At 72.8% G+C, this 22,548-nt stretch carries 24 protein-coding genes and 1 pseudogene; 13 read left to right on the top strand and 12 right to left on the bottom strand.

Translation table 11 applies throughout. The features are described 5' to 3' along the window. Together OM076_RS08215 and OM076_RS08210 are read left to right on the top strand one after the other, a co-directional pair. Positions 1–825: pseudogene (locus OM076_RS08215) on the top strand (hypothetical protein); the annotation flags it as partial. Beyond that, positions 822–1,307 (top strand): GNAT family N-acetyltransferase, encoded by a 486-nt coding sequence (locus OM076_RS08210; RefSeq protein WP_270039017.1) that lies wholly within the window; start codon positions 822–824, stop codon positions 1,305–1,307. The pseudogene OM076_RS08215 and the gene OM076_RS08210, both read left to right, overlap by 4 nt. Here the strand turns inward: OM076_RS08210 and OM076_RS08205 are convergent. Further along, positions 1,294–2,205 carry a DUF2332 domain-containing protein gene (locus OM076_RS08205; protein ID WP_270039016.1) on the bottom strand — a complete coding sequence of 304 codons (912 nt, stop codon included), beginning with the start codon at positions 2,203–2,205 and terminating at the stop codon, positions 1,294–1,296. The two genes, OM076_RS08210 and OM076_RS08205, sit on opposite strands and share 14 nt — an antisense overlap. Continuing rightward, positions 2,202–2,756 (bottom strand): hypothetical protein, encoded by a 555-nt coding sequence (locus tag OM076_RS08200; RefSeq protein WP_270039015.1) that lies wholly within the window; start codon positions 2,754–2,756, stop codon positions 2,202–2,204. The genes OM076_RS08205 and OM076_RS08200 overlap by 4 nt, the downstream gene beginning before the upstream one ends. A 50-nt stretch (positions 2,757–2,806) precedes the next feature. On the opposite strand from OM076_RS08200, the gene OM076_RS08195 reads away from it, so the two are divergent. Together OM076_RS08195 and OM076_RS08190 are read left to right on the top strand one after the other, a co-directional pair. Beyond that, on the top strand, positions 2,807–3,058 hold the full coding sequence (locus OM076_RS08195; RefSeq protein WP_270039014.1) for an anti-sigma factor family protein: 252 nt from the start codon (positions 2,807–2,809) through the stop codon (positions 3,056–3,058). A 112-nt stretch (positions 3,059–3,170) separates the two neighbouring features. Then, on the top strand, positions 3,171–5,066 hold the full coding sequence (locus OM076_RS08190) for an aminodeoxychorismate synthase component I (RefSeq protein WP_308214336.1): 1,896 nt from the start codon (positions 3,171–3,173) through the stop codon (positions 5,064–5,066). Here OM076_RS08190 and OM076_RS08185 read toward each other — a convergent pair. Both OM076_RS08185 and OM076_RS08180 read right to left on the bottom strand, forming a co-directional pair. Then, positions 4,966–5,472 (bottom strand): methyltransferase family protein, encoded by a 507-nt coding sequence (locus OM076_RS08185; RefSeq protein WP_270039013.1) that lies wholly within the window; start codon positions 5,470–5,472, stop codon positions 4,966–4,968. The genes OM076_RS08190 and OM076_RS08185 overlap by 101 nt on opposite strands. Next, positions 5,469–5,831 (bottom strand): nuclear transport factor 2 family protein, encoded by a 363-nt coding sequence (locus OM076_RS08180; RefSeq protein ID WP_270039012.1) that lies wholly within the window; start codon positions 5,829–5,831, stop codon positions 5,469–5,471. Before OM076_RS08180 ends, OM076_RS08185 begins: the two co-directional genes overlap by 4 nt. 50 nt (positions 5,832–5,881) lie before the next feature. Between OM076_RS08180 and OM076_RS08175 the strand changes: the two genes are divergently transcribed. Further along, a complete protein-coding gene (locus OM076_RS08175) occupies positions 5,882–6,637 on the top strand; it encodes a helix-turn-helix domain-containing protein (protein ID WP_270039011.1) in 756 nt (251 codons plus the stop codon). Here the strand turns inward: OM076_RS08175 and OM076_RS08170 are convergent. Together OM076_RS08170 and OM076_RS08165 are read right to left on the bottom strand one after the other, a co-directional pair. Next, positions 6,619–6,918 carry an ArsR/SmtB family transcription factor gene (locus OM076_RS08170; RefSeq protein WP_270039010.1) on the bottom strand — a complete coding sequence of 100 codons (300 nt, stop codon included), beginning with the start codon at positions 6,916–6,918 and terminating at the stop codon, positions 6,619–6,621. The genes OM076_RS08175 and OM076_RS08170 overlap by 19 nt on opposite strands. Before the next feature lie 18 nt (positions 6,919–6,936). Next, positions 6,937–8,202, bottom strand: a complete 1,266-nt coding sequence (locus tag OM076_RS08165; protein WP_270039009.1) for an NAD(P)/FAD-dependent oxidoreductase — start codon at positions 8,200–8,202, stop codon at positions 6,937–6,939. A 44-nt stretch (positions 8,203–8,246) separates the two neighbouring features. On the opposite strand from OM076_RS08165, the gene OM076_RS08160 reads away from it, so the two are divergent. Then, complete coding sequence (locus OM076_RS08160) at positions 8,247–8,789, top strand: DoxX family protein (RefSeq protein ID WP_270039008.1); 543 nt, start codon at positions 8,247–8,249, stop codon at positions 8,787–8,789. On the opposite strand, the gene OM076_RS08155 is transcribed toward OM076_RS08160, so the two are convergent. From OM076_RS08155 to OM076_RS08140, 4 genes are read right to left on the bottom strand one after another with little or no spacing between them, the layout of a single operon-like run. After that, the gene (locus tag OM076_RS08155) at positions 8,786–9,778 is read right to left on the bottom strand and encodes a substrate-binding domain-containing protein (protein ID WP_270039007.1); all 993 of its coding nucleotides are present in this window, start codon (positions 9,776–9,778) and stop codon (positions 8,786–8,788) included. The genes OM076_RS08160 and OM076_RS08155 overlap by 4 nt on opposite strands. After that, complete coding sequence (locus OM076_RS45955; RefSeq protein WP_270039006.1) at positions 9,775–11,283, bottom strand: sensor histidine kinase; 1,509 nt, start codon at positions 11,281–11,283, stop codon at positions 9,775–9,777. Before OM076_RS45955 ends, OM076_RS08155 begins: the two co-directional genes overlap by 4 nt. Then, positions 11,280–11,996 carry a DUF4097 family beta strand repeat-containing protein gene (locus tag OM076_RS08145; protein WP_270039005.1) on the bottom strand — a complete coding sequence of 239 codons (717 nt, stop codon included), beginning with the start codon at positions 11,994–11,996 and terminating at the stop codon, positions 11,280–11,282. The genes OM076_RS45955 and OM076_RS08145 overlap by 4 nt, the downstream gene beginning before the upstream one ends. A gap of 55 nt (positions 11,997–12,051) precedes the next feature. Then, entirely contained in the window at positions 12,052–12,375 is a 324-nt protein-coding gene (locus OM076_RS08140) for a hypothetical protein (protein ID WP_270039004.1), read from the bottom strand. A gap of 83 nt (positions 12,376–12,458) precedes the next feature. Here OM076_RS08140 and OM076_RS08135 point away from each other — a divergent pair, with 83 nt between their 5' ends. The 5 genes from OM076_RS08135 (at position 12,459) to OM076_RS08115 (ending at position 19,185) form a co-directional block, all read left to right on the top strand. After that, positions 12,459–13,187 (top strand): SDR family oxidoreductase, encoded by a 729-nt coding sequence (locus OM076_RS08135; RefSeq protein WP_270039003.1) that lies wholly within the window; start codon positions 12,459–12,461, stop codon positions 13,185–13,187. 14 nt (positions 13,188–13,201) lie between these two features. Further along, the gene (locus OM076_RS08130) at positions 13,202–16,015 is read left to right on the top strand and encodes a helix-turn-helix transcriptional regulator (protein ID WP_270039002.1); all 2,814 of its coding nucleotides are present in this window, start codon (positions 13,202–13,204) and stop codon (positions 16,013–16,015) included. A 142-nt stretch (positions 16,016–16,157) separates the two neighbouring features. Then, entirely contained in the window at positions 16,158–16,283 is a 126-nt protein-coding gene (locus OM076_RS08125) for a hypothetical protein (protein WP_270039001.1), read from the top strand. A gap of 74 nt (positions 16,284–16,357) precedes the next feature. Next, positions 16,358–17,227 carry a hypothetical protein gene (locus tag OM076_RS08120; protein ID WP_270039000.1) on the top strand — a complete coding sequence of 290 codons (870 nt, stop codon included), beginning with the start codon at positions 16,358–16,360 and terminating at the stop codon, positions 17,225–17,227. A 185-nt stretch (positions 17,228–17,412) separates the two neighbouring features. Then, positions 17,413–19,185 (top strand): DUF6345 domain-containing protein, encoded by a 1,773-nt coding sequence (locus OM076_RS08115; protein WP_270038999.1) that lies wholly within the window; start codon positions 17,413–17,415, stop codon positions 19,183–19,185. Between the two features lie 50 nt (positions 19,186–19,235). Here the strand turns inward: OM076_RS08115 and OM076_RS08110 are convergent, their stop codons facing one another. After that, complete coding sequence (locus OM076_RS08110; RefSeq protein WP_270038998.1) at positions 19,236–20,642, bottom strand: calcium-binding protein; 1,407 nt, start codon at positions 20,640–20,642, stop codon at positions 19,236–19,238. 53 nt (positions 20,643–20,695) lie between these two features. On the opposite strand from OM076_RS08110, the gene OM076_RS08105 reads away from it, so the two are divergent. Both OM076_RS08105 and OM076_RS08100 read left to right on the top strand, forming a co-directional pair. Then, positions 20,696–21,628 (top strand): zinc-binding dehydrogenase, encoded by a 933-nt coding sequence (locus tag OM076_RS08105; RefSeq protein ID WP_270038997.1) that lies wholly within the window; start codon positions 20,696–20,698, stop codon positions 21,626–21,628. Positions 21,629–21,630: 2 nt separating this feature from the next. Continuing rightward, the gene (locus OM076_RS08100; protein WP_270038996.1) at positions 21,631–22,074 is read left to right on the top strand and encodes a YdeI/OmpD-associated family protein; all 444 of its coding nucleotides are present in this window, start codon (positions 21,631–21,633) and stop codon (positions 22,072–22,074) included. Here OM076_RS08100 and OM076_RS08095 read toward each other — a convergent pair. Further along, the gene (locus OM076_RS08095) at positions 22,058–22,456 is read right to left on the bottom strand and encodes an NUDIX domain-containing protein (RefSeq protein WP_270038995.1); all 399 of its coding nucleotides are present in this window, start codon (positions 22,454–22,456) and stop codon (positions 22,058–22,060) included. The genes OM076_RS08100 and OM076_RS08095 overlap by 17 nt on opposite strands. Between the last annotated feature and the right edge of the window lie 92 nt (positions 22,457–22,548).

Below are 22,548 nucleotides of genomic sequence, written 5' to 3'. Positions count from 1 at the left end.
GAGGGCGAGGCGGCGGGGCGCGCGGAGGCGGCGGGGATCGTGGGCGCGGCGGAGGAAGAGGCGCGCGTGGCGCGGGCGCGCGCGGACGGTGCTTCGGCTGAGCGCGAGGCGATCCTGGCCGACGCCCGCTCGGCGCTGACCGTCGCTCGCGCCGAGGCCGCGGCGGAGCGCGACCGGCTGCTGGCCGACGCGCGGGCCGAGCGGGCGGCGGCGTCGACGGATCGCGAGCGGATCGCCGCGGAGGCGCTCCAGGAGCGCGAGCGACTCGACGCCGAGGCGTCGGCGCGGCGGGAAGCGGTGCTGGCGGCGGCGAGCGACGACGCCGACGCGCTGCGCGCCGAGGGCGACGCGGCATTGTCGGCGGCGCGTTCGGAGGCCGCGGAAGTGCACGCGCGGACGCGCGAGGCGATCGAGGCGGGCCGGGAGCGCGGTGAGGCCCTGGTGGCGACCGCGCGAGACGAAGCCGAGGGAGTCCGCGCCGACGCTCGCGCGGTGCTGGACGAGGCGCGCGCTCGCGGCGACCGGTTGATCGCCGCCGCCCGCGACGAGGCGGCGGGCGTGCGGGCCGACGCCGCTTCGCTGGTGGCCGGTGCGCGCGAGGCGGTCGAGGCGGCGCGGGGCGAGCGCGCGGCGATCCTCGCGGAGCATCATCGCGACGCCGCGCGCGAGCGTGACGCGCTGCTGGGCGAGGCCGAGCGCGAGGCGGCCGCCGTGGCGGCGCGGCTGCGCGAGGAGGCCGAGGCCGAGCTCGACGCCTACGTGTCCCGCCGCCGGCGCGAGGCCGACCGGCTGGCCGAGGCGGCGCGCAAGGAGCGCTACAAGTGACCGAGCTGCACGGCGAGCGGCTCACGCTCCGGCCGCAGACACCTGAGGACATCGCCCGGCTCAACGAGATCGTCGCGATGCCCGGCGTGCGCGAGATCTGGGGCGCGGACCTGGAGATGGACGACCAGGATGCGTGGACGATCTTCTTCGAGGGCGAGATCGTCGGCTGGCTCGGGTGGTACGAGGAGACCGACGCGATGTACCGCCACGGCGGGCTCGACATCTTCCTCGCGCCGGCCTTCCAGGACCGGGGACTGGGTCGCGAGGCGCTGCGGCTCGGGGCGAAGTGGCTGATCGAGGAGCGCGGGCACCACCGGCTGATCATCGACCCGGCGGCGAGCAACGCGCGGGCGATCGCGACCTATGAGGCGATCGGCTTCAAGCCGGTGGGGGTCATGCGCCGCTACGAGCGCGGGTACGACGGCGTCTGGCACGACGGGCTGCTGATGGACATGCTCGCGGAGGAGTTCATCCCCAGCTGAGCGACGCGCCGTGCGGGTCGGCCCACGCGACGCGCCGGCCGTCCTGGGCCAGGGCGAACAGGCTCGGCGGGCCCGGCTCGAAGCCGAGCACGCCCGCCGCCTCGCACGCGAGCCACGTGCCGGTCAGCGCGTCACGGAACGCTCGGCGGCCCGCCGTCGGCACGTAGGCGAGCACCGCGGTGTGGAAGACGACGAGCGTCGCGTCCTTCGGGGCTTCGGCGGCGAGCGCGGCGACGTCGCGGGTCAGATCCCCTTCGAGTATCCGCGGCGGGACCTCGCGCGCGATCTCGATCGCCGCACGGAGCGTGTCGATCCGGTGCTCCTGCCCGGGCCAGATCAGCAACTCGAGCCAGTGCATCGCGTCGCGGTCGGTGACGTCGAGCGGGTTGAGGTCCAGCCCGGCGCGCCAGGCGATCCGCGGGAGCGCCTCGGGCAGCGGGACGTCGCCCTCCGGCCGGCACTCGAGCAGCCCGTTCCCGAGCCGGTGGCCCGCGTAGTCGTAGCCGTAGCGGTCGGGGAGCAGGCACAGGCCCGCGCTCGCGCCGACCTCGAGCAGCGCCAGCGGCTGGGGCAGCGCCGCCAGCAGCGGGAGCATCAGCGCGCAGCGGGCGGGCTCGTTGGTCTGCGTGCGCCGCTCGAGCATCACCGCCTCGATCTCGCCGCGGCGCTCGGCCAGCGTCGCGCGAAACTCCGGCCAGCCGCTCGGCGTTCCCGCGAGCAATCGGTAGGCGGCGAACAGGAGGTTGGGCTGGCGCTTGCCGACGGGGAGCCCGTCCAGCCAGCGCAGCGTCTCATCGTCTCCGGCGACGCCGTTCGCCAGCTCGGTGTAGAGCGGCGACTTCTGCGGCGTCTCGAACTCGGCGAAGTAGCGGTACCCCTCGGCGACGCGACCCGTCACGGGTGGAGCATGCCACGGCGCGCCCGGAAGAAGGCGAGCGCGGCGGCCTCGTCCGTCCAGGGCGCCTCGGCGCCGCTGAAGCCGGTCGCGTTCCACTCCGGCCCGGGCTCTGGCGCCGCCCACGGCGCGACGTAGAGGTACGGCTCCGCGTGGTTCTCGTCGCCGGGCGAGCCGCCGTAGGTGACCTCGCGATCCTCGAAGGCGACGTCGAAGTGCTCGGGCCAGAGGTGGATGTCCGACGGTTCGGCCGCCTCCGCGCGGAGCGTCTCGAGGACGCCCCAGGCGAACGCGAAGAAGTCGGCGAGGCGGGCGGTGTGTGCCGGGTCGACGTCGAGCGGCTCGCTCGTCTCGGCGCCGTCGGCGGCGCGGGTCACGAGGTTCGTGCCGTCGACCCTGACGAGCCCGCCGTCCGGGAACGGCGGGGTGCCGAAACCGCCCGGCGTGGCCTCGAGCGCGATCTCGTTGCCGGTCGCCTTCACGCGCGCCGGGGAGACGACCTCCTCGGCGAGCTTGTGCAACGTGTCGCGATTCTGGGCGAAGGTCTTGGACATGGCGTAATGGTCTGGGGGGTCGGGAGGACGTTACGGTTGAGGAGCTGAACGTGATCGATCCCCATGACATGGTCTGCCAGGAGCTCGTCGAGGTGCTGACGGAGTATCTCGACGGCGCGCTGAGCGCCCACGACCGCGCACGGCTGGAGGCGCACCTGTCGGTCTGCGACGACTGCCGGGTCTACCTGGACCAGTTCAAGACGACGATCGCGCTTGCTGACGAGGCAAAAGCTGAGAAATTGCCTCCCGAGTTGCGGAACTTTCTGAAGAATGCGTTCCGCACTCATGACTTTCGCATCTAAATGCGCAATTCTCCAGGGTGTCGCTTTTGGCGCCGGCTGTCCCCGGTCGTGCGCATACGGGCGGCGTCGGACTGCGCACCCGCCGGCGGCTCAAAGATGACAACCCTCGAACATCGGGTCGTCGGCGGAGTCCTTCCGCGTCTGCCACGCTGACGATCGTCTGATCGTCGAACTGGACTGCACCCTCCCGCCCGAGCGGGTTCTGCTCGCGCTGCGCGACGAGCCCTACGCATTCGCCCTGACCGGCCGGTGGGCGGGTGGGGGCGCGATCGTCGGCGCCTCCCCGCGCACGCTGCTGGCGCCGGGCGATGACCCGTTCGCGCGCCTGGAGGACCTGCCATCGCCCCGCGGCGACGCGGTCGTCGGCGGCGGCTGGTTCGGCTGGCTCGGCTACGGCCTCGGCTCGCTCGTCGAAGACCTCCCGCCGTCCCCGCCGCGCCCGAACCCGCTCCCAGCGGCGCACCTCGCCTTCTACGACCACGTCCTGCGCATGGACCCGGACGGGAAGTGGTGGTTCGAGTCCTTGGGGGAAGTGGGCGCCCGCCTCGAGCACCTGCGGGCGCTGCTCGCCGCGGCGCCCGAAGCGGTCCCGCCCGCCCCGACCGCATTCTCCTTCCACCCACCCGGCGGGGCCGGCCATGTCGCCGCGGTCCAGGACTGCGTGGAGCGGATCGCCGCCGGCGAGATCTTCCAGGCCAACCTCTGCCTGCGCCTCGACGCGACCTTCGACGGCGACGTCGCCGCCCTCTTCGCGCACGCGATGCCGCAGCTGAAGCCCGCCTACGGCGCCTGCTTCCTGACGCCCTGGGGCGGGATCGCCAGCCTGTCGCCGGAGTTGTTCCTGCGCCGGGAAGGGCGCGTCGTGACGACCGGCCCGATCAAGGGCACGGCGCCGCGCGACCAGGATCCCGCGGCGCTGGAGCGCTCGGAGAAGGACCGCGCCGAGCACGTGATGATCGTCGACCTGATGCGCAACGATCTCGGGCGGGTGGCCGAGTACGGGAGCGTCGAGGCGCCCGAGCGGCCCGACGCGCAGCCGCATTCGGGCGTCTGGCACCTCGTGTCGGAGGTCCGCGCCCGCCTCGCGCCCGATCACGGCGACGCCGCCCTGCTGCGCGCGACCTTCCCGCCCGGCTCGGTCACCGGCGCGCCCAAGGTCCAGGCGATGAAGGTCATCGCCGCCCTCGAAGCCACCGGACGCGAGGTCTACACCGGCGCCATCGGCTTCGCGAGCCCCCACGCGGGCCTCGAGCTCAACGTCGCGATCCGCACCTTCGAAGCCCACTCCGGCCACCTCTGGCTTGGCGCCGGGGGCGGAATCGTCGCCGACTCTGACCCTGAAGCTGAGCTTGAGGAGTGCCTGGTGAAGGCCCGTCCGTTGATCGCGGCGATCAACGGCACGATCAAGCCCGACCCGTCGCTGGGTGTCTTCGACACGCTGCTCGTCCATGACGGCGTCGCGGTCAACCTTCAAGCCCACCTGGCCCGGCTCGCGCGCAGCGTGGCGACCCTCTACGGCGAGACGCTGCCGGAGATCGACGTCCCGACCGACCGCGACGGCGCCGTGCGGATCACGTACGTCCCGGGTGCCGCGCCGACGGTCAAATGGCGCCCGGCCAAGCCCCGTGCGCTGCCGATCGTGCTGACGCCGCATGTCGTGCCCGGCGGCCTCGGCGAGCACAAGTTCAGCGACCGGCGGCTCGTCGAGGCGCTCTCGAAGGACGGCACGACCCCGCTCCTGCTCGACGCCGACGGCACCGTGCTGGAGGCGGGGTGGGCGACGGTGCTGATCCGCCGCGACGGCACGCTCTACACGCCACGCGAGGACGGGCGGATCCTGCCGAGCACCTCGCGCCCGGACGCCGAGCCCGCCGATCTCACCCTCGAGCCGGGAGACGAACTGCTGCTCAGCTCGTCCCTGGCGGGAGTCGTGCCGGCCGTGCTCGCGGATGCCAGCCGGGAACGGCGCGCCGGTACGCCTCGTACTCCGAGCCGAACTGGCGCCTGAGCGTCGGTTCCTCATAACCGCGGACGAACGAGTAGAAGAGCACCATCAGGCCCGCGGCGTAGACCCACAGGACCTCACGGCTCAGGATCAGCGCCTGGCCGATGACGCAGGTCACGACCGCGACGTACATCGGGTTGCGGATCCAGCGGTACAGGCCGCCCACGACCAGGTGCTCGGTCGGCGCGACGGGCGCGGGCGTCCCGACGCCCTCGCGCACGAAGCGCGCGAAGGCGTGCAGCAGGACGACCGCGCCGGCCGCGACGAGGATGACGCCGAGCGCCTGTAGCGGCGCCCGCGCCGGCTCGGCGTCCCACCCGGTCAGCCAGTACGGCACCACGCCGGCCACGACGCCCGGCGCGAGGGCGAAGAACACGGAGCTGCCTGCGGCGGCGGTGGTGCGGTTCATGCCCCCGCAGTCTCGAGGAAGCCCGTGACGTTACGCAAGCGGCCGTCATCGGCGACGGTCGCGAAGTCGGTGCCGCCCGCGACCGGCCCGTCCGCACCCACGAGCTGCCAGGCGAAGCGCACGACGTCGTTGTGGGCGTCCGGCCCGAAGGAGAGCTCGAAGCGGTGGCCGGGAAACTGGGCCTGGGCGGCGCCGATCATCGCCGTGATCTCGTCGGTGCCCTCGCCGGACATCAGCGGGTCCACGTAGCGGGCGTCGTGCGTGAAGGCGGCGGCGACGAGCTCGCGGCGGCGGGCCGCATCCCCCTCGTTCCAGGAGGCGATGTAGCTCTCGACGACGGCGTTGATGGTGTTGGTCATGGGCAGTAAGGTGTCAGCCATAGGTAATGGCATCAATTACCTCTGAGGTAATGTCCCAAATCGGCCCCCTCCTCAAGACCTGGCGGACCAAGCGGCGCCTCAGCCAGCTCGACCTCGCGCTCGAGGCGGGCGTCTCGACCCGCCATCTGAGCTTCGTCGAGACCGGGCGCTCGCGCCCGAGCGAGCAGATGGTCGTTCATCTCGCCGAGCAGCTCGACGTGCCGCTGCGCGAGCGCAACCGGATGCTGCTCGCCGCGGGCTACGCGCCGATCTACTCGCAGCGCCCGCTGAACGAGCTCGGGCCGGTCAAGGACGCGCTCGATCAGCTCCTGAAGAGCCACGAGCCGTTCCCGGCGATCGTCGTCGACCGCGCGTGGAACGTCGTCGCCGCCAACGCCGCCATCCCGATGCTCACCGCGGGCGCCGCACCCCACCTGCTCGAGCCGCCGATCAACGCCCTGCGGCTCTCGCTGCACCCGGACGGCATGGCCCCGCGGATCGTCAACCTCGGCGAATGGCGCGCCCACCTGCTGCGCGATCTCGAGGCGCAGGTCGCGGCCAGCAACGACGACGAGCTCACCCAGCTCCTCGAAGAGCTCCAGGCGCTACCCGGGCCCGAAGGCGAGCCGGCACCGCACGAGGTCTTCGTCCCGCTCCGGATCACGAGCCCGGGCGGCGGCGAGCTGCGCTTCCTGAGCACCCGCACCACGTTCGCCACCGCCGTCGACGTCACCGTCTCCGAGCTGGCGATCGAGTCCTTCTTCCCCGCCGACGCGGAGACCGCCGCCTACGTGGCGTCGAGGTGACGCTCGAGCAGGTCGAGCCGGTCCGCCCAATAGCGCCGGTAGGGCGCCAGCCAGCGATCGACCTCGGCCAGCGGCGCCGGATCGAGGCCGTACCAGCGCCGCTGCGCGTCCACCCGCACCCGCACCAGCCCCGCCTCGCGCAGCACCCGCAGGTGCTTGGAGACGCCGGGCTGCGACAGCCCCAGGTCCGCGACGAGCTCGTTCACCGACCGCTCGCGCTCGCGCAGCAGGTCGAGGATCCGCCGCCGGCTCGCATCCGTCAGGACGTCATAGACCGCCATGACGGCCAAGTATGACCGCTAAGGCATATTCTGCTCGCCGGTGATCAGCCGCGTCCCGCGCCCGTGGGTGACGAAGCTGAAGCCCCAGCGGATGAACACCAGCAGCCGGTTCTGGAAGCCGACGAGGTAGAAGAGGTGGATGCCGAGCCACAGCGCCCACGCGGGGAAGCCCCAGGCGCGGATGCCGGGCGGGAGCTCGGCGACGGCGCGACCGCGCCCGATCGTGGCCAGGTTGCCCTTGTCCTTGTACTTGAACGGGCCGACGTCCTTCGCGCGCAGGCGACCCTTGACCAGCTTGGCCGCGTAGCGCCCCATCTGCATCGCCACGGGCGCGACGCCGGGCAGCGCGTGCGCGCCGCGCACCTGCACCATGTCGCCGATCGCGAGCACCTCGGGGTGGCCGGGCAGCGAGAGATCCGGTTCGACGATCAGGCGCCCGACCTTGTCGGTCTCAGCGCCCGCCGCCTCGGCGAGCATCGATGACACGCCCGCCGCGAGCACGCCCGCGGCCCAGATGACGGTCGCCGAGCGGATGTGATCGTCGCCGACCGTCACGCCGTCGGGGTCGATGCCGGTGACCGCCGCGTTGAGCATCGGCGTCACGCCCAGGTTCACGAGCGAGTGCATGGCCCTGCCCGAGAGCTTGGGCGGGAAGGAGGCGAGGACGCGATCGCCGGCCTCGACCAGGAGCACCTTCGTGTTCCTCGTGTCGATGTTGCGGAAGTCGCGGCGCGTGTTGCGCGCGATCTCCGCGATCTGGCCCGCCATCTCGACGCCGGTAGGCCCCGCGCCCACGATCACGAACGTCAGCTGCCGGTCGCGCTCGGCCTCGGTCTCGGCGAGCTCCGCCGTCTCGAACGCCCGCAGGATCTGTGCGCGGATGTGCAGCGCGCCCTCCAGCGACTTCAGCTCGGCGGCGTGCTCCTGCCACTCCGGGTGGCCGAAGTAGTTGTACTTCGAGCCGCCGCCCACCAGCAGCGTGTCGTACTCCAGCGCCTCCTCGCCCGCCGCTGTCCGCAGCGCCACGGTGCGCGCGCCGAGGTCGAACCCGGTCGCCTCCGCGAGCATGACCTTCACCCGCTCCTCGCCGCGGAAGATCGCCCGCAGCGGGTAACAGACCTCGCCGGCGGCGAGCGCGCCGGTCGCCACCTGGTAGGCGAGCGGCTGGAAGAGGTGGAAGTTGCGCCGGTCGACGAGCGTGATCTCGACGTCCTTGGCGTCCTTGAGATGGAGAGCGGCCTGGAGGCCGCCGAAGCCCCCGCCCACGATGACGACTCGGTGCATACTCATGGAGAGTAAGTGCTGGCGTGACGGGGAAGCTTGAAGGTATGTTCGGTATCGCGCTGCTTCGCGCCGTCGTCGGCGGCCTCTTCATCGGCCATGGGCTACAAAAGCTCCTGGGCAAGTTCGGCGGTCATGGCCTTGAGGGCACCGCCGGGTTCTTCGAACAACTCGGCTTGAAGCCGGGCAAGGTCCACGCGACCGCGGCCGGGCTGGCCGAGACGGGCGGCGGGGCGCTGCTCGTCGCCGGTGCTGCGACGCCGCTCGCCGCCGCCGCCATCTCCGGCACCATGACCACGGCCATCCACAAGGTCCACCTGCAGAAGGGCCCGTGGGTGTCCGACGGCGGTTACGAGTACAACGCCGTGCTGATGGCGTCCGTCTTCGCCATCACCGCCGCGGGGCCCGGCTCGTTCGCGCTCGACAGGCGCCGCTGGGGCACCGGGTGGGCGATCGCGCAGCTCGCCGCGGGTGCCGGCGGGGCGCTCGCGATGGTCAAGCTCTCCGAGCGCATGACGGCGGAGGAGCCTGAGACGTCCACCGGTCGCTTCACGCAGCCGACGGCCACGCCCGAGACCGCGGACGTCTAGCGGATCGACCGCTCGCTCAGTTCCAGCGCCTGCGCGGCGTTGTCGCGCGTGACGAAGTTCGGTCCCGTCGCGACGACGTCGTGCTGGGCGGGGAGGATGCCGTAGCGCGCCCGCAGCGCGAGCATCTCGATCGGCAGGTAGCCCTGGAGGTACGGCTGCTGGTCGACGGCGAAGAGGAGCTTGCCGGCCTCGACGGCCTTCAGGACGTCCGGCCCGAGGTCGAACGTGCCGACCTTGACCGGCTGCCCCGCAACGCCCTGGGCGGCGGCCAGGCCGCCGATCGAGTTGGTCGCGAGCACGCCGTCGACGCCATCGGCGGCCACCGCCGTCGCGATCTCGCTCGGCGTGCGCGGGTCCTCATCGTCGATGTGCAGCACCCGCGAGCGCCCACCCACCTCGCGCATCGCCTTGGCGAGTCCGGCGCAGCGGGCGTCGGTGCCGGTGTTGTCGCGCTCCTGGTTGACGCACAGCGCCTGCCGCACGCCCGCGTCGGCGAGCCGGCGCCCCGCCTCCAGCCCCGCACGGTCCTCGACCTGCCCGACGTGGACGAGCACCCCCAGCGACCGGAACACGTCGCTGCCCGAGTTGATCGAGATCACCGGGATGCCGGCGTCGACGGCCCGCCGGATCGCGGGGGCGAGGCCTGGCGCGGGGATCGAGACCACGAGGCCGTCGGGCTTGGTCGCGACGGCCTGGTCGATCAGCTCGCTCATGCGCTCGACGCTGAAGACGTCGGGCGACTTGTAGTCCACGAGGACGTCCAGCCGGCGCGCGGCGGAGTCGACGCCGTTGCGGATGATCGCCCAGAACTTGCTCGACGCGGGGCCGTGGGTGACGACCGCGATCCGCACCGCGCCGTCGGGAACCGGGGCGCCCTGGAGCGGGGCGGCGGTCGGCGCGCCGGAGACCTCGACGCCCGGCTCGCGCACGATCTCGGTCCCGCCGCACCCGGCCACGAGGAGCAGCGCGATCAGCAGGAAGCGCTTCATTCCGGCACCGGGAGCGTCGCCCGCAGTCGCGTGCCGTGGCCGACCGGGGAGTCGATCTCGAGCGTCCCGCCGACCGCCGCCACGCGGTCCTGGAGGCCGCGGATGCCGCTTCCCGCGGACGGGTCGACGCCGCCGACGCCGTCGTCGGAGACCTCGACGACGAGCGCTTCGCCGGAGCGCCGCACCTCGACCCGCGCGCTCGTCGCCTCGGCGTAGCGGGCGACATTGGTCAGCGCCTCGGCGACGAGGAAGTAGGCGGCGGCCTCGATCGGCGCCGGCAGCCGCTCCTCGACCTCGACGTCGGTGTCGATCGCCACCGCCCCGCGGTCCGCGAGCGACTGGATCGCCGGCGCGAGGCCGCGGTCGGTGAGGATCGCGGGATGGATGCCGCGCGCCAGCTCGCGCAGCTCCGCCAGCGCCGCCGCGAGCCGCGCCGTGAGCTCGTCGATCTGCGGGTCCTTCAGGCGCGCCTTGAGCATCCGCAGGTCCAGCGCGAGCGAGACGAGCTGCTGCTGCGCGCCGTCGTGCAGGTCGCGCTCGATCCGCCGCCGCGCGGCGTCACCCGCCTCGATGATCCGCAGCCGCGAGAGCCGCAGCTCCTCCACCCGCGCCTGCAGATCCGCCTTCAGGCGCTCGTTGTCGATCGCCAGCGAGGAGGCCGCGGCGGCGGCCATGACGAGCTCCGGGCTGGTGTCCAGCGCGGCGTCGTGGATGATCGCGGCGAGCCGCCGGCCGTCGCGGTCGACCGCCGTCCACGCGCGGCCCGAGCCGGGTGGCGGCAGCTCGACCTGGCGGCCCAGCTCATCGACGAAGCGCTCGCGGTCCGGCAACCAGTAGGCGACCGAGACGGTGCGGTCGCCGAGGCTCTCGGCGAGCATCTCCCGGACCGGCCCGCCCGGCGCCATCCGCGGGACCAGCAGCGCGTGGGAGCTGACGGCGAGCACGCGGTAGAGCGCCTCCAGCGCCGCGATGGAGAGCGCCGCGGCGGGGACCGCGAACGCCAGGAGGACGAGCCCGACCCAGGCGTTCAGCGGCCACGGCCCGACGTAGTCGACGTCGGCCGCGCCCGCCAGTCCTCCCACACCGAGCTGCAGGAGCAGGGCGAACACGAAGACCGGTGCGAGCGCGACGACCAGCATCGCGACCACCAGCAGCGGGCGCAGCGTGAGGTGGGTGACGGTGCGCCACAGCGAACGGTCCGAGAGCAGGTACAGCGAGCGCCGGAACGCCCCGCCGGTGCCGAGCACGGGTTGCGGGATCGGTGGAACCTGGGCGCCGAGCCAGCGGTTCGCGGCGCGCCGGTCGAGCCGCTCCAGCGCGCGGCAGAACGCCGCCGCGGCGAGCAGCACCGGGAGCCCGATTCCGGCGACGCTGAGCGCGGCGCCGAGCACCAGGAAGGCGACCGCGGGCAAGGCCAGGAGCGTCACCGGCAGCGTGACCGCGAGGTAGGCGATCGCGTGGCCCGCGCGGGTGAAGCGGTCGTCGAGCTCGAGCGCGGCGATCACGGCGTCCGTCCTTGCACCACGACGTCGCCGGAAGCGCTGAGGACTTGCACCGTGTACGGCGCGTCGTCGCGTGCGGTGATGCCACGCACCTGCTCGTCGCCGGACGCGCTCTCGGCGTCGATGTCATAGCGGCCCGCGGGGAGCGTGGCGTGGACGTCGCCCGATCCGGTGCGCAGCGTGAGCTGCGGCGGCGCGCAACTGGCGTCGAGCGCGATCGCCCCCGCCGTGGCGCGGGCGTCGAGCGAGTTGCCGCAGTAGCCGGCGATGTCGATCGCGCCGCTGGTGGTCGCGACCTTGGCGGTGCCGCGGTAGCCGCGCAGCGCCACGTTCCCACGCGTCGTGTGGACGGTGACCGCGACGTTGTCCGGCACGACCACGCGGTAGTCGACCGTGCAGGGAGCGAGCAACGACGTCGGGCAGCGCGAGGTGACGCCGAAGACGCCGGCCCTGACCTGGCGCGCCGTCCGCGGCGAACGGCCGAACGCGTAGCGCTCGGTACGCCCGATCTGCACGTCGTCACGCCGCCCGCCGCCGACGATCGTGATGTCACCGTCGCCGAGGTCGAACGTCAGGCCCTGCAGCGCGCCCTTGACCGGGTAGGAGACGAGCCGCCGTTCACGGCTCGCGAGCCCCGCGAGGGCGAGCGTGAGCAATCCGCCCACGATCAGGAGGGCCGAGATCGCCACCACACGGCCCCACGGCGACAAGCGCATCGCCGGGGACCATACCTTCGGCTCTGGTCACAAAACCAGAGCCGAAGGCCGAGAATTAGTGGGCGAAGCGCAAACGCGCGTTGCCGCGGGACGCGCGGCGCTGCGCCTTGTGCAGCTGCCGGGCGCGCTGGCCGAGCAGCAGGACGGCGTCCGCGGACGGACGGAGCGGGTCGGCGATCGCGTGCCCGTCCTCGAGCGAGAACGCCGCCCACAGCTCCTCGCCGACCTCGGCGAGCAAGAGGTCGCCGGCCGGGACGTGGCTGGAGTCCAGCGCGGCCAGCCGCAGGACGGCCGCCGCGTCATCGTGACGGGCCTGGCGAATCCGCAGCGGAGCGGGCTGGGCCGGGATCTGCTTGCGCTGTGCGAGCTGGTTGAACATGACTTCATGATCGCCCTGAGACACCCCCCTTACATCAGGCAGATGGTGCGGTGTAAGACCCCTTATCCCTTAGTTTTCCGGGCATGATTGCTGTGGTCACAGGAGCGGGCTCAGGCATTGGCCGGGCGGCCGCTCGAGCGCTGTTGGATGCGGGCTGGAGCGTCGTCGCGGCGGGGCGCCGGGAGGCGCCGCTGGCGGAGACGATCGGCGGGTCCGACCGGGGGCTCGCGGTGCCGACGGACGTCACGTCGGCGGACTCGGTGACCACGCTGTTCGCGGCCGCGGACTCGCGGTTCGGGCGCGTCGACCTGCTCTTCAATAACGCCGGCCTGGGGGTGGCCGCGCCGATCGCGGAGCTGGCGCTCGAGGACTGGCGGCGGGTCGTCGACACCAACCTCACGGGGTCCTTCCTGTGCGCGCAGGCGGCGTTTCGCGCGATGGCGGCGCAGGATCCGATGGGCGGGCGGATCATCAACAACGGCTCGATCTCGGCCTACGTCCCACGGCCGTTCGGCGTCGCGTACAACGCGACCAAGCACGCGATCACCGGGCTGACGAAGTCGCTGTCGCTGGAGGGGCGCGAGTTCGACATCGCGTGCGGGCAGATCGACATCGGCAACGCCGCGACGGACATGACGGCGCGGATGAGCGGCGGGGTGCCGCAGGCCGACGGCTCGCTGAAGGCCGAACCGACGATGGACGTGGATAATGTCGCCCGCGCGATCGTCTACATGGCGTCGCTTCCGCTGGACGCCAACGTGCAGTTCATGACGGTGATGGCGACGAAAATGCCCTACATCGGCCGCGGCTGAAGATACTTGGACCGGTGAAGCACCGGTCGATGGTCGGACGTGACGTGCCGCTGCGCGAGCTCGAGGCCGCGCTGGCCGCGCCGCCGCGCGTGGCGCTGGTTTCCGGTGAGGCCGGGATCGGCAAGACGCGGCTGGTCGCGGAGCTCGAGGCGCGGGCGGACGGGTGGCTCGTGCTGCACGGTGAGTGCCTCGAGTTCGGCGGTGAGGAGGTGGCTTACGCACCGGTCGTGGCGGCGCTGCGCGATCTCCCCGCCGAGTGGCTGGAGGCGTACCTCGACGAGCGGTCCGGCGAGGCGCGGGCCGCGCTGGCGGCGGTCTTCCCGCGCGAGTCACCGGGCGGCGGCGGGCCGGGCCGGCTGTACGAGCTGCTGCTGGATCTGCTCGGCGCGCTCGAGTGCCCGGTGCTGCTCGTGCTCGAGGATCTCCATTGGGCCGATCGCTCGACGCTGACGCTGCTCGCGTTCCTCGCGCGCAACCTGCGGGCGCAGCCGATCGTCGTGGTCGCGACCTACCGCACCGACGACGCGCTGCCCGCCGACCTGCGCCGCCTCGCGGGCGAGTTGCGCCGGCGGCGGACGGTGCTGGACGTCGAGCTCGCGCCCCTGGCGCGCGACGACGTCGCCCGCCAGCTCGAGGCGATCGGCGGGCCGGTTTCCGCTTCGCTGGTCGACGAGCTGCACGCGCGCGCCGGCGGCAATCCGTTCTTCGTGGAGACGCTGTTCGAAGCGGGCGCCGAGACGCTGACCGAGGCGGTGCTGGCGCGGGTCGAGCGGCTCGACGCGTCTGCGTTGGCGGTGCTCGCGGCGGCCGGCGGGCGGGCGACGTACGAGTTGCTCGACGGGCTCGCGGTCGACCCCGACGCCCTGCGGGCGGGGCTCGATGCCGGAGTGCTCGTGCGCGAGCGCGACGGGCTCGCCTTCCGGCACGGGTTGATCGGCGAGGTCGTCTACGACCGCCTGCTGCCGACCGAGCGGGCGGAGCTGCATCGAGCGATCGCGGCGCGGCTCGACGACCCCGCCCAGCGCGCCCACCACTGCCATCGCGCGGGTCTGCGCGCCGAGGCGCTGGCCGCGTCCGTGGAAGCCGGGATCGCCGCGGCGGACGTCTTCGCGTACGCCGAGGCGGCCGTGCACTTCGAGCGCGCCCTGGAGCTTGCGGACGCGTCGGTCGACCGCGTCGACCTGCTCGCGCGGGCCGCCCAGGCGGCGCGGTTCACCGGCGACCCCGAGCGGGCGGTCGCGCTCTGCCGGGAAGCGATCGCGCTGGAGAGCGACGGCGAGCGCCGCGCGCGGCTCTACGAGCGTCTCGGCGAGTACCAGTTCTGGGACGACGCGGCCGCCCTGGAGTGCTACGAGGCGGCACTGGCGTTGACGCCTCGCGCGCCGCGGCTGCTGGCGGCGAAGGGGCACGCGCTGATGGGGCTGCGGCGGTGGGACGAGGCGCGCGCATGTTGCGAAGCGGGGCTGGCCGCCGGCGCCGCGCCGAGGATCACGCTCGGCGTCGTGCTGGCGTTCCTGGGCGAGGCCGAGGCGGGTGAGGCGCACCTGCGGCGCGCCCTGGAGGTGTCGGAGTCGGGGGAGGAGACCGCCCGCGCCTACCTGCACCTCGGCGAGCTGCTGCGCGTGCGCGGCGACCACCGCGGCGCGCTGCAGGCGATGGTCGAGGGCGAGCAGGCGGCCGCGCGGCTGGGGTTGCGGGGCTCGTTCGGGCACTTCATGTACGTCAACGGCGCCGACGACCTGCTGCGCCTGGGCCGCTGGGACGAGGCGTCGGAGCGGGTGGGCGAGGCCGCCCGGATGGATCTCTCGCGCACGGCTCGCGCGTTGCGGCGCGCGGTCTCCGGCCAGCTGCACGCCCTCCGCGGCGCGGTCGAGACGGCACGGCGCGAGCTCGACGCCGCCGAGGACGCCGAGCTCCCGGCCGAGTTCCTCACACCGCTCGCGGCGGCCCGCGCGACGCTCGCCCTCACCGAGGGCGACCCGGTCGCCGCGGCGGTGCACGTCGCGGGCGCGCTCGGCGGCGTCGAGGACCCGTTCTACACGCCGCCGCTCTACTCGCTCGGGCTGCGCGTCGAGGCCGAGCTCGCCGAACGCGACCGCGCCCGCCGCCGCACCCCGGACCGCACGCGGGCGGCGGAGCTGCTGGCAGGCCTGACCGCGCTGGCGGGCGGCGAGATCGCGGGGAATGGTCGCGAGGTGGCCGCGATGGGCGGCGAGATGGCGAGCGGTGGCCCGGAGGTGGCCGCGCTCGGCGGCGAGATCGCGGGCGCGGCCGGCACTCGCGCCGCTGGTGGGAGCCCCTACGGCGCGCCGCCCGGCGCGCTCGCCCACCTCGCGCTGGCGCGCGCCGAGCTCTCGCGCGTCGACGGCACGCCCGCCCCGGAGCTCTGGCACGCCGTGGCAGAGGCGTTCGATGCCTTGCACGAGCCGTATCCGGCCGCCTATGCGCGGCTGCGCGAGGCGGAGGCCGCGCTCGTCACCGCCGGCGACCGCGCGCGAGCGGCCGTCGCCGTCGCGGCCGCCCGCGAGACCGCGGACGGGCTCGGCGCCGCTCCGCTCCGGGACGCCGCCGAGGCCCTCGCCCGCAGCGCCCGGCTCACGATCGCCTGCGCGCCGGTCGCCGCCGCCGACGACGACGGCACCGGACTCACGGTGCGCGAGGTCGAGGTCCTGGGGCTGCTGGCCGAGGGGCTCACCAACCGCCAGATCGCCTCCCGGCTCTTCATCAGCCAGAAGACCGTGGGCGCGCACATGGCGCACATCTACGCCAAGCTCGGCGTGCATTCGCGCGTCGAGGCCGCCGGCCGCGCCCGTCAGCTGGGTGTGTAGCCCCTAAAGGGCTGAACTCGCCCCGCCCGAGGGGAGTGGCATCGGTACCCCATTGCGGGTCCCAGGAGGCTCCTCAGGCGAGGAACGTGCCTACTTGTCACCGGCGTTCACGAGGGACGCCGGACAGATCAGGAGGCCCTTCATGTCCCCCAGCTCGATCGCTCGCCTGTGCGCGGGCGTTGCGGTCACGCTCGTCCTGTTCGTCGCAACGACCGGCGCGCCGGCCACGGCGCAGACGCACGCGCTGCTCCAGACGCACGCTAAATAGGGCGTTTCGCACGGCCGAGATCGAGCGTTCGCCCGATGTGCGCTTGGGCGAGCGCGCTTAGCGTCGCGGCCATCATGCGCCTCTCTCTCCCCAGCCTCGCCGCCGCCGTGGGTTCCACGGCGGCGGCGCTGGCCGCCGCCACGCCCGCCCAGGGCGCCGACGCCGTCTTCGGCGGCACTGCCACGGGTGGCGCGCCGATCGTCATCCGCACCGACGCCAAGACACAGGTGCTCAAATCGATCGCGATCTCGTGGGACGCGTCCTGCGCGAACGGTCGCTACTTCGGCGCCGGTGACGAGCTGACCCCGGTCGAACCGGTCGACGGCTTCAGCCCGGGCCCAGCCGAGTTGCTCGCGTCGCGCAACGCCAAGGGTCACTTCGCGGGTTCGCAACTCGCGGCGCGCGACCTGGGCGACGCCGTGGCCGCGATCGCGGTCCAGCTCAGCGGCAAGTTCAACGCCAAGCGCTCGACCGGCACGCTCTCGGCGACCGTCAAGATCATGGATAAGGCGACCAGCACCGAGATCACGTCGTGCGACAGCCGGAAGCTCTCGTGGGTCGCCGCCCGCGCCCCCGGAACCGTCTATGGCGGCGTGACCTCGCAGGGTGAGCCGATGGTCCTGCGTCTCGATTCGGCGCGGCGCAGCGTCAGCGACGTCATCACCACCTGGGACGCATCGTGCGGCGACGCGGGCTTCCTGCGCAGCCCTGACCATTTCGTGCGGTTCCCCATCAAGAGCACCGGGCGCTTCGGCAACGCGTTCACCGCCGACGACGCGATGGATGCCGGGGCGAAGCGCCATGTCGACTACGACATCAAGGGACGCGTGAGTACGACCGCGGCCAAGGGCACGCTGCAGGTCAAGGTCACCGACACCGACGCGACCGGCGTGGCCACCACGTGCGACAGCGCCGGCGTGACCTGGAAGGCCGCCACCGGATAGCGACCTTGGTGGCACCGCCAAGGTCACCCCAATCACCGGCCAAGCCCGCGCCAAGGGCCGCAGATGAGAGTTCGGTCTGCGGCGGGCAGCTCCCCCCCGAGTTGCCCGCCGCGTAGACCCGCAGCGCCCCACTCTCTCTCCCCCCGAAAGGGCCCCACATGTCCCAGACCCGGTCTTGGATGGCCGTGCCTGCGCTTGCCCTCGGCGTGCTGTTGCTCGCCGGCGCTCCCGCCTTCGCCGCCGACACCGCGACGATCTACGACGTCACGCAGGAGGGCCTGTCCGCCGCCGACGCGCAGAAGCTCGCCGACACCTACGGCATCCCGAACTCGATCGCCGAGAACGGCGCCTTCACCTACACGGGCAAGGCGTTCGGCCAGGTGCCGCAGAAGCAGGTCGGCGACCCGCACAAGGAGGAATCCGGGCGCCTGGTCACGCCGCAGGCGCTGGACATCCCCGCGCTGCAGGCCCTGAAGACGCTCGACGACCGTTCCGCCCTCAAGCGCGCCGCCGCGCTGCCCGCTCTCGCCGGCCTCGACGGCGACTTCAAGGCCGCACCGTCCGTGAGCCACTCCGAGCTGACCACCGCCAACAACGACGGCAAGACGACCGGCGCCTACGCGCTCGACACCTCCGTCTCCTATGACATGACGCTCGGCGGCCTGCCCGCCACCGGCCAGGGCGCGAAGCTGCGCGTCACGTTCGCCGGCGACGGCAGTGTCACGCAGCTCTCGACCGCGACCCGTCGCCTGGCTTCGGGCAAGCAGGCGATCATCATCTCCTCCGACGAGGCCGCGAAGGCCTGCTCGGCGCTCTATGGCGCCAACGTGCGCCAGGCCACGCCCACCCTCGGCTACGTGCTGCCGCCGCTCGGCGCGGTCAAGCAGATCTTCCCCTCCTACACCTGCAACCCGGTCGGCGGCGACGGACCGCAGGCCAACCGGGTCGTCGCGGCCGTCGAGGGCGCCTCGCCGACGGCCACCTTCAAGGCGTCGCTGCGCGAGTCAAGCGTCGAAGCGGCCGCCGACGTCTCCGGCGGCACCGCGCCCTACAGCTACAAGTGGGCGTCCTCGACGACCGTGCTCGAGCAGAACACGGACGCGAGCCTCTCCTACATCCGCTCCCCGCGCGACGGCAAGCTGACCGGCGAAGGCCTGACCCTCGAGGTCACCGACGCCAACGGCCTGACCGCGACCGCGACCGGCATCTTCGAGGGCGACGGCGTGATCTCGGCCACCTCGACCCCGGGCGGCGGCGGCTTCGGCAAGCTCGCCATCGGACCGACCGACGTCGGCATCGAGCAGACCGTCGACGAGTGGCAGTGCGCGCAGGACTCCGCGATCGGCTTCAAGGCCGTCATGGCCGCCCACGGCGTCGGCACGGCGTTCGACTGGCGCGGGATGAACGCGTGGGAGCGTGACTTCAAGAAGGCCTCGCTCGGCGGGACGGACTCGACGTACGCCGACAACGTGGACGCCATGTGGTACACGGGCCACGGCAACTCCGGCGGCTTCACGTTCAAGAACGAGACGCACGACGACCGCTGGATCGTCCCGTCCGACGCCGACTGGGGCAACGGCGACCTCGAGTGGCTGCAGCTGGAGTCCTGCCAGGTGCTGCGTGACACCAACGGCTCGCATGACTACTTCAGCCGCTGGGGCGGCACGATCAACGGCCTGCACATGCTCAACGGCTTCCACACCAACGCCCAGTGCGTGGGCGGCGGCACCGGCGGGCGCTTCGCGACCTACCTCTTCGCCGGCTTCACGGTCCGCAACGCGTGGGCCCAGATGGCCTTCGACAAGGAGCCGGGCGGCACCGTCTTCCGCTCGATGGGCAACATCGGCGCCGGCGGCGTGACCAACATCAATGACCACTTCTGGGGTCAGGGCAGCGTCGGCCCGGACATCCTGAAGTCCTCGCGCATCGGGATGTGGGCGATCGCGCAGACCGTCTAGAGACCGTTCGAAAGGTTTGAGGGCCCCGGCAGCGCCGGGGCCCTTGGCCGTTAACGGCGCAGCATCACGGTGGTCTTCAGCCCGCCGCCCGTGATCGTCAGCTTCACGCTGCGGGCGCGCTTGAGCGAGCGCTTCGCGGCCGACGTGAAGCGCAGGCGCACCGTACCGGTGCCCGCGCCGCGGGCGACCGTGGTCTTGCCGCGCTTGGCGACGAGCTTCACCGACGCGCCCGTGACGTTGACGGAGATGCCCTTGGCGAGCGCGGCGCGCAGCTTCGGGCGCCCGTTGACCTTGATGGTCGGCTTCGACGTCCCCGGCGTGCCCGGGTCGCTGGAACCGCTCGCACCCGTGCGGTTGACCGTCTCGCAGTCGGGGGAGACGACGTCGATCGCGTCGGCGTTGACCGTGTCTGCGCCGGCGCCGCAGATCACGCTGTCGGCTTCACCGTCGCGGGCTTCGATCGTGTCGTTGCCGTACGGCAATTTGCACCACATCGGCCCGCAGTCGCCGCCGGCGACGTCACCGTTGAGCGTGTCGCGACCGGGGCCGCCGACGAGCACGTCGTCGCCGAAGCCGCCGTCGAGGTAGTCGGCACCAGGCCCGCCGTCGAGCTGGTCGGGGCCGTCACCGGTGATCAGCCGGTCGTCGCCGCCGCGGCCGATCAGCACGCTCGGCTCGAGCATCTGGCGCAGCTTGATCTCGTCCGGCCCGTCGGTGCCGACGAAGTGGCCGCTGACGCTCAGGGTGAGCTTCTCGACGTTGCGCACGTCGTCGCCCTCTCCGGGGCGTCCGTCATCGGCGCCGCCGTCGAGCGTGAACGCCAGCGGCGGGTCGACGTCCGTGAAGCGGTTGCTGTAGTCGGACTCGATCGTGTCGCGTCCTGCCCCGCCGTCGATCACGTCGGCCGACGGCCGCTCGTAGTAGTCCGGGCGCAGGGTGTCGTCGCCGTCGCCACCGTCGAGCCGGTCGCTGCCACCGTCGCCGTAGACCGCGTCGTTGCCCTCGCCGCCGAGCAGCACGTCGGCGCCGTCACGGCCGTCGAGCCGGTCGTCGCCGGGCCCGCCGTCGAGCGTGTCGGGACCCGTGTCACCCTGCAGCTGATCCGCGCCCGGCCCGCCGAGCTGCGTCACCGGGATGCCGATGTCGGCCGAGGTGTAGCTGCTGTCGTCGCCGTCGCCGAGATCGACCCGGACGGACGTCGCCGGGTCGCAGCGGACGACGTCGGCGCCGTACATCTCGTTCTCGACGCACCCCGCCGGGTACGTCATCGGGTCACCGTTGGTGTAGAACTGCACGCCGCCCGGCTGGTCGGTGCTCTGCACCCCGACATGGTTGGTGGCGCCGGGAGCCGCGACGTAGCTGAGGGCGCCGTTCGCGTCGCGGGTGACGGTCGCCGCCTGCGCGACGGTGGGAGTCAGCGTCGCGGCCAGGGTCAAGGCGAGAAGGGTTCGGAGCATGCATCGCACCATCCTGGAAGGACTCGGCGCCCGCATCAGGGAAACCCCTCGACATGTGGGCGTACGCGATCACGGCACCGGGGCGGCTGCACCGGATCGAAGCGCCGGTGCCGCAGCCGGGCCCGGGTCGCGTGCTGGTGCGGCTGCTGGCGGGAGGGATCTGCGGCTCGGACCTGCCGTCGTTTAACGGGCGGCGCAACACGTTCGTCGATTTCTATGGCGAGCCCGGCTACCCGCTGCACGAGGTCGTGGGCGAGGTGGTCTCCGGCGAGCTCCCGCCCGGCACGCGGATCGTCGGCTGGGCAGAGCACCACCTCGGGCTCGCGGAGTTGTTCGTCGCCCGGCTGGACGCGATCCACGCGCTCGACGACGAGCTCTCCCACGTGGAGGCGACCGTGGTGCAGCCGCTGTGCACGGTGCTGCACCAGCTCGACCGGATCTCGGAGGTCGCAGGCAAACGGGTGGCGGTGATCGGGCAGGGCTCGATCGGGCTGCTCTTCAGCCACGCGCTGAAGGCCCGCGGCGCGGCGTGGGTGACGGGCGTCGATCGCGTCGACCGCTCGGACGTGGCGGCGGCGTTCGGGGTCGACGAGGTCGTGTGCGAGGACGCCGCCGCGTGGGCGCGTGACATCGGCGAGCCGCGGCCTGACATCGTCGTCGAGGCGGTCGGCCATCACGCCGGCCCGCTGGAGGCGGCGGTGACCGCGTTGGCCCCGCACGGCACCGTGCTCGCCTTCGGCGTGCCCGACGAGACCCACTACGCGTTCCCGTTCATGACCTTCTTCCGCAAGCACGCGACGCTGATCGCGGGCGCGGCGACCGATCGCGCGCAGGCGCTGGCCAACGCCCGTGAGTACCTGCGCGAGCACCGGTCGCTGCTCGCTCCGTACCTCACGACCGTGGTCGGCGTGCACGACGCGCAGGCCGCGTTCGAGACCGCACTGCACCCGACGGTTGGGCGGCTGAAGGTCGTCCTGGAGGTATGACCATGGCCGAGCGATTCACCGCCACGCTGGGGGAGCGTCACGTCGTCGTCCCGGTCGACGCGAAGGTGCTCTGGGGCGAGGCGCGCCCGCCGGTCGCGGGTACCGTCAACGGCGTCCCGTTCCGCTCGCGCCTGATGGTCTACGGCGGGCAGACCGTGCTCGGCCTGACCAACGCGTTCCGCGCCGAGGCGGGGCTGGTGGAGGGCGACGAGGTCGAGGTCGTCATCGACCGCGACGACGCCCCGCGCGAGGTCGAGATCCCGCCCGCGCTGCAGGCGGCGCTCGACGGCGACGCAGGTGCGAAGGCCACGTTCGAGGCGCTCTCCTTCACCCACCGGCGCGAGTACGCGACGTGGATCGCGGAGGCCAAGCGCGAGGAGACCCGCGACCGGCGGGCGGCGAAGGCGATCGAGATGCTGCGCGGCGGCGTTAAGACGCCAGGCTGAACGCGGCGGCGGCCGAGTCGGTCAGCTCGAGCGCGAACGGGTCCTCGACCCACGCGTACGCGTCGTGCTCATCGGAGAGCGTGACGGTGCCGATCGCGCCGGCGCCGTACACGTGCTCGCGGACCAGGTTGCCGCGAGGGGAGATCATCTCGCGCGCCGAGACGTGGCGAGCGTCGGCGAGCATCAGGCCCGTCTCCTCCTCGACCTCGCGGGCGAGGCCCTCCAGGACGCGCTCACCGCGATCGATCTTGCCGCCGGGAAGCTCCCACTGGCCAGGCAGGGAATCCCACGCGGCGCGGCGGACGAGCAGCACGCAGCCGTCGGACTCCACGAGCGCGCGGGCGACCCTGAGGGTCCTGCGTGTGCTCGCGATCGCTGACATACCTCTGTGATCGGCAGCACCGCCGCGGGTCCTTAGCCCTCGACCGCACTGGTAGATTTCTCAGCGCATGTACGGGCCTCACCACTTCCTCT

This window comes from Solirubrobacter ginsenosidimutans (assembly GCF_027587205.1).
Note: the sequence above shows the minus strand (reverse complement) of the source record. Positions and strands in the feature narration are given on the sequence as shown.

Bases quoted from the DNA above. Each gene is read 5' to 3' on its own strand.
- OM076_RS08125 (WP_270039001.1), top strand. From the start codon at position 16,158: ATGTCCCCCAGCTCGATCGCTCGCCTGTGCGCGGGCGTTGCGGTCACG.
- OM076_RS08180 (WP_270039012.1), bottom strand. From the start codon at position 5,831: ATGACCAACACCATCAACGCCGTCGTCGAGAGCTACATCGCCTCCTGG.
- OM076_RS08105 (WP_270038997.1), top strand. From the start codon at position 20,696: ATGTGGGCGTACGCGATCACGGCACCGGGGCGGCTGCACCGGATCGAA.
- OM076_RS08110 (WP_270038998.1), bottom strand. From the start codon at position 20,642: ATGCTCCGAACCCTTCTCGCCTTGACCCTGGCCGCGACGCTGACTCCC.
- OM076_RS08145 (WP_270039005.1), bottom strand. From the start codon at position 11,996: ATGCGCTTGTCGCCGTGGGGCCGTGTGGTGGCGATCTCGGCCCTCCTG.
- OM076_RS08095 (WP_270038995.1), bottom strand. From the start codon at position 22,456: ATGTCAGCGATCGCGAGCACACGCAGGACCCTCAGGGTCGCCCGCGCG.
- OM076_RS08200 (WP_270039015.1), bottom strand. From the start codon at position 2,756: ATGTCCAAGACCTTCGCCCAGAATCGCGACACGTTGCACAAGCTCGCC.
- OM076_RS08165 (WP_270039009.1), bottom strand. From the start codon at position 8,202: ATGCACCGAGTCGTCATCGTGGGCGGGGGCTTCGGCGGCCTCCAGGCC.
- OM076_RS08120 (WP_270039000.1), top strand. From the start codon at position 16,358: ATGCGCCTCTCTCTCCCCAGCCTCGCCGCCGCCGTGGGTTCCACGGCG.
- OM076_RS08175 (WP_270039011.1), top strand. From the start codon at position 5,882: ATGTCCCAAATCGGCCCCCTCCTCAAGACCTGGCGGACCAAGCGGCGC.
- OM076_RS08100 (WP_270038996.1), top strand. From the start codon at position 21,631: ATGGCCGAGCGATTCACCGCCACGCTGGGGGAGCGTCACGTCGTCGTC.
- OM076_RS08135 (WP_270039003.1), top strand. From the start codon at position 12,459: ATGATTGCTGTGGTCACAGGAGCGGGCTCAGGCATTGGCCGGGCGGCC.
- OM076_RS08160 (WP_270039008.1), top strand. From the start codon at position 8,247: ATGTTCGGTATCGCGCTGCTTCGCGCCGTCGTCGGCGGCCTCTTCATC.
- OM076_RS08155 (WP_270039007.1), bottom strand. From the start codon at position 9,778: ATGAAGCGCTTCCTGCTGATCGCGCTGCTCCTCGTGGCCGGGTGCGGC.
- OM076_RS08185 (WP_270039013.1), bottom strand. From the start codon at position 5,472: ATGAACCGCACCACCGCCGCCGCAGGCAGCTCCGTGTTCTTCGCCCTC.
- OM076_RS08140 (WP_270039004.1), bottom strand. From the start codon at position 12,375: ATGTTCAACCAGCTCGCACAGCGCAAGCAGATCCCGGCCCAGCCCGCT.
- OM076_RS08170 (WP_270039010.1), bottom strand. From the start codon at position 6,918: ATGGCGGTCTATGACGTCCTGACGGATGCGAGCCGGCGGCGGATCCTC.